This is a genomic window from Coleofasciculus sp., from assembly GCF_046565525.1.
Lineage (GTDB): Bacteria > Cyanobacteriota > Cyanobacteriia > Cyanobacteriales > Coleofasciculaceae > Coleofasciculus.
Genome location: NZ_JBKHUP010000213.1, coordinates 1 through 4791 on the forward strand (window position 1 = coordinate 1; position 4791 = coordinate 4791).

The window sequence follows — 4791 nt, forward strand, 5'->3', positions numbered from 1 at the left end:
TACCTAGACGGTTCGCTCGGTTTCATCTCCCAGCTAAAGAGCGTGGGAGCCTTCACCCATCGCTTTTCCGGTAAATATAAATATTTATTAAAATAACTTTTCGGCTTTAACTGCTGTGTTTGGTGCTAGTCTCTCACTGGTGATTGGTTCCCAGATAGAAGGCTATTCTTCATTTGTACTCCCCATCACAGCCGGGAATTTCATCTACATTGCTGCCAGCGATTTGATTCCAGAATTACATAAGAAGAGACAAGTATCTACCTCACTGTGGCAGCTACTCCTACTTCTGCTCGGTGCTGGGGTTATGTTGCTACCCAAGCTGGTTAAACAGGCAATTTGACTCTCTTCTCTTGTTTCCCTATCTTTAACATAGTTTAGTTTTTTCAGCCCGACTTACTTAAATTCTCGCTAGAGTGGTTTTTGCGCGAAAATCCTAACTATGAACCTACGCCAAAAACTGACTCTCCACTATTTCGCCCTTGCTGGAATCATTATTCTGGGAACCGCCCTCCGGTTTTGGCATCTTGACTTAAAACCCCTGTGGCTGGATGAAGTTCTCACGGCTTTCTTTAGCCTGGGACTTGAGTATAATGATTTACCGTTAGATGTCGTATTTCCGCTGTCTACGCTCCAGGAATTTTTCACTCTCCAACCCGAAGCTAGCTGTAGAGATATTGCCCAAACCCTTGCCCAACAATCGACTCATCCGCCCTTATTCTTTTGCTTAATGCATTCGTGGTTAAGGTTTACGGGAACCGAACAGTTAGCTTGGGCGTTGCGCTCATTTCCAGCTTTAATCGGAGTGGGTGCGATCGCGGCAATCTACGTTCTCAATCGTCTCATCTTTTCGCCAATCGCGGGATTAATCGCCGCCGCGTTAATGGCGGTGTCTCCTTTTGCGGTTTACTTGTCTCAGGAAGCGCGTCACTACACATTACCAATGCTGCTGATTATTCTGGCACTTTTGGCATTAATCCCGATTCAGCAGCGTCTTTATCATCAGCAATTGCCTTCCCCTTGGCTATGGCTAGGTTGGGGTATGGTGAACAGTATCGGTTGTTATGTCCACTACTTTTTTCTTCTGGCTGTCATTGCCCAATTTTTCACCCTAATTTCCGGGATGATTTGGTATCGTCGGCGCTTACCAGGCGGGAGTTGGATAGCTGTGGCGCTGGTAATGGCGGGAATAGCAGTTAGTTATTTACCGTGGTGGGGTATGCTTTTGGCAGATGTGGGGCGACAAGAAACCAATTGGTTACCGCAACCGGATAGTATTACACCTCTTGTGCAATTACTCGTGGGTTGGTTACTCATGGTAATTGCCTTACCCGTGGAAAATCAACCCTGGTGGATTGTTATCCCCATGGGAGGATTAACTCTGGGGTTGGGGGGGTGGATTATTTGGCGGGGAGGCGTGGGAGTTAAGCAATTGCTACACAAGCCTGCAACCGAGTTAGCCACGTTGACGCTATTCGGGTTTACCTTGGCTGTATTGCTGCAATTTTTGGCAATTATTTACCTGCTAGGTAAGGATATCTCCGTTGTCCCCCGCTATAATTTTGTTTATTATCCGACGATTTGTGCGCTCTTGGCAGCGAGTTTAACCGTAAACCATGGCGCGTCTCAGGGCGCGTCTGGGCGTAGGGGTGCAGGGGTGCGGGGGAGATGGGCAATTATCTTAACGTTGACTATCTCTGTGGTGAGTACGGTTTGTGTTGTGGCTAATTTGGTGTTTCTCAAACCCTATTATCCTCAGCAGGTGGCAGAGAATATGACGATTGAACCCACTGTTCCCCTGATGATGGTGATGGGATATGACGATCTTCAGGATATCGGATTAGGATTGAGCTTTGCCAAGGCATTAGAGAACGTATCAGAGGGTAGTAGTCAACAGGGCGATCGCGCGATCGCATTTTTAAGTCGCCAACAGGGATATGATGGAATCTGGCAGCAGTTATCGGAATTAACGATACCCTCAGTGTCTCAGTTGAATCTATGGGTAATCGCTCCGGGCTTGAAGCGTCAAGACTATCCCCAACATCTTGCGATCGCGAACCAAAAAACCTGTATCCTTGATCCGAGTCAACATTACCGGATTGGTATTCCCTATCAGTTATACCGATGTGGTTGAGATTTGGCGTAAGCTACACCAGAAAGGATGTTTTCAACAACAGTTGTAATGAAAGTAAATATTATTAAGTCTATTCGAGGACTCGCCGCTCTAATTTTGGCGTTGGTGTTGGTTTTAGTTCCCCTATCCGCCCAAGCTGCTAATCCCTCTGCCAGACAGCTTATTAATGACGGTGCATCTGATCTGAGTGCCATGGATTTCTCTGGTCAAAATTTAGCCGAACTGGAGATATCTAATATGAATCTGACGCAAACGAATTTAAGCAATACCGATTTACGCAATATGGTGATTACTGATTCCACGATAACTGAGGCTAATCTACAAAGTGCAGACTTTTCTTATAGCATTGCTTATAAGGTTAACTTCAAGGGTGCTGATTTGAGTGATGCGGTTTTAGTGGAAGCGATTTTGTTAGGTTCTCGCTTGGATGACGTTAATATCACGGGTACTGATTTCAGCGATGCAGTTTTAGATCGCTTACAAGTTCAAAATCTCTGTACTAGAGCTAGTGGCGTTAACTCGAAAACGGGGGTAGAGACTCGTGAATCCTTAGGATGTCGATAAATTGTCTGTCGTAGGGGCGCACCGATGTGCGCCCTTTGCCGACGTGCGCCCAGAAAACCAGCTCAAAAACAAAGTTCAGTTGACCATTCTTGATGACCGCGCCCAGGATAACATTTGAACTGAGATCCTGCCCAAATCATCTGCCACTGTTCGTTAATTTGGGCAGAGGAATTTTTCTGGAAGTCAACGCGATATCGGATATCTTGCACAGAATCATCCTTTAATCCAGTTTGAGTCAGGATAACAATTGCCTGAGTCGGTTGAGGATAGGAGACATCCACGGTGGGTGAATTGGTGTCAGCGTCGCTATTATCAAACGCCGAGAGTGCGATCGCGTTTGGGTCACTACCGGTTAAACTCGTCTTACCTGCAAGTTGGGATAGATCCATTGAACGATAATCTTCCCGGTTAGCCGCCGGAGTCTGAGCGGATGAAAAATTTTGCCGGGGAGTCGAGTTACCTAGAGAATCGGGGGATGGCTCAGTCGATGAGGAAATCGTTTCTTCAGGTGAAGGATTAGCGGCTGTGGTTGTCGTTTCTAGGCGATTACTGATGCTGGTACAAGCCGTCAGCAGGATTGCCATACCAGCGATACTCATCAAAGAAATTTTGCACGAGTTGACCATATTTTTGACCTAGATAGTTTTAAAGCCAGTCATCACGTTAAAATGCGATCTGGCAAATGCTATTGTTATCTCACGCCTAGTTCATTGGGAATACCACCTCATGATCCACGAAGTTTTCATGCCCGCCCTTAGCTCCACCATGACCGAAGGTAAAATTGTCTCTTGGGTGAAATCCCCAGGGGACAAAGTAGAAAAAGGCGAAACCGTGGTAGTGGTTGAGTCTGACAAGGCGGATATGGATGTGGAGTCGTTCTATGAGGGCTACCTAGCCGTCATTACTGTACCCGCAGGCGAAAGCGTGCCTGTGGGGGAGGCAATTGCTCTGCTAGCCGAAACTCCTGACGAAATTGAGGCGGCTAAACAACAAGCCTCTCAATCCAGTTCCGCCTCAGCGCCAGCCAGTACTCCCCCTGCACCAACGCCAACACCTGAACCCGCGACTGTCTCAGCCGCTCCCCAAGCCCAAGATACCCCCAGTCGTCGCAATGGACGCACTGTCGCCTCTCCTCGGGCTAAGAAATTAGCCAGGGAGTTGAAGGTTGAACTTGATACATTGACGGGTAGTGGTCCACATGGACGCATTGTGGCAGAAGATGTGGAAGCCGCCGCCGGGAAAACTCCCCAACCTGAACCCGCCGCCGCACCACAACAGCCAACGTCTCAGCCTGCGGCTCAACCGATGGCTACACCGACAACACCGATTTCTGTCCCCCTCGGTGAAGTGGTTCCGTTCAACACGCTGCAAAATGCCGTGGTTCGGAATATGGTGGCGAGTCTTCAGGTGCCAGCATTCCGGGTGGGGTATACCATCACAACGGATGAATTGGATAAACTGTATAAACAAATTAAGTCTAAGGGCGTAACTATGACTGCCCTATTAGCCAAAGCCGTCGCTGTGACATTGAAACAACATCCCACAATCAATGCCAGTTATACGGAAAAGGGGATTCAGTATCATGGGGGGGTCAATGTGGCTGTCGCTGTGGCAATGGCAGATGGGGGACTCATTACACCTGTGTTACAAAAAGCCGATGAGGTGGATATTTATTCCTTGTCTCGCACTTGGAAAGGTTTGGTTGAACGCTCTCGACGTAAGCAGTTGCAACCGGAGGAATATACTTCCGGTACGTTTACTATCTCGAACTTGGGGATGTATGGCGTTGACCGTTTTGATGCAATTTTACCGCCGGGACAAGGAGCAATCCTAGCGATTGGCGCATCACGTCCACAAGTGGTGGCGACAACGGATGGCATGATGGGGGTGCGGAATCAGATGCAGGTGAATATGACCTGTGATCACCGGATTGTTTACGGTGCAGATGCGGCAGCATTCCTGCAAGATTTGGCGAAGTTGATGGAAACGAATCCGCAATCGTTGACGCTGTAATCGGATTTGACACTCCCCCTTTTAGAAAAAGGGGGATTCTGCGGAACTCACATTCCACATATCCTGAGAAAACAGTTCTAATT

Annotated in this window: 4 protein-coding genes and 1 pseudogene; 4 read left to right on the forward strand and 1 reads right to left on the reverse strand. The window is 47.9% G+C overall.

Features of this window, described 5'->3' with window-relative positions:
• Positions 1-109: 109 nt before the first annotated feature.
• The 3 genes and pseudogenes from ACLGGO_RS35030 to ACLGGO_RS35040 form a co-directional block, all read left to right on the forward strand.
• Positions 110-340, forward strand: a pseudogene (locus ACLGGO_RS35030) (ZIP family metal transporter); the annotation flags it as partial.
• Between the two features lie 99 nt (positions 341-439).
• A complete protein-coding gene (locus ACLGGO_RS35035) occupies positions 440-2131 on the forward strand; it encodes a glycosyltransferase family 39 protein (protein ID WP_446422775.1) in 1692 nt (563 codons plus the stop codon).
• 48 nt (positions 2132-2179) lie between these two features.
• The gene (locus tag ACLGGO_RS35040) at positions 2180-2695 is read left to right on the forward strand and encodes a pentapeptide repeat-containing protein (protein WP_446422776.1); all 516 of its coding nucleotides are present in this window, start codon (positions 2180-2182) and stop codon (positions 2693-2695) included.
• A gap of 62 nt (positions 2696-2757) precedes the next feature.
• On the opposite strand, the gene ACLGGO_RS35045 is transcribed toward ACLGGO_RS35040, so the two are convergent.
• Positions 2758-3294, reverse strand: a complete 537-nt coding sequence (locus ACLGGO_RS35045) for a hypothetical protein (RefSeq protein ID WP_446422777.1) — start codon at positions 3292-3294, stop codon at positions 2758-2760.
• 127 nt (positions 3295-3421) lie between these two features.
• On the opposite strand from ACLGGO_RS35045, the gene ACLGGO_RS35050 reads away from it, so the two are divergent.
• Entirely contained in the window at positions 3422-4708 is a 1287-nt protein-coding gene (locus ACLGGO_RS35050; RefSeq protein WP_446334527.1) for a dihydrolipoamide acetyltransferase family protein, read from the forward strand.
• Positions 4709-4791 lie beyond the last annotated feature (83 nt).

Bases quoted from the DNA above. Each gene is read 5' to 3' on its own strand.
- ACLGGO_RS35050 (WP_446334527.1), top strand. From the start codon at position 3,422: ATGATCCACGAAGTTTTCATGCCCGCCCTTAGCTCCACCATGACCGAA.
- ACLGGO_RS35040 (WP_446422776.1), top strand. From the start codon at position 2,180: ATGAAAGTAAATATTATTAAGTCTATTCGAGGACTCGCCGCTCTAATT.
- ACLGGO_RS35035 (WP_446422775.1), top strand. From the start codon at position 440: ATGAACCTACGCCAAAAACTGACTCTCCACTATTTCGCCCTTGCTGGA.
- ACLGGO_RS35045 (WP_446422777.1), bottom strand. From the start codon at position 3,294: ATGAGTATCGCTGGTATGGCAATCCTGCTGACGGCTTGTACCAGCATC.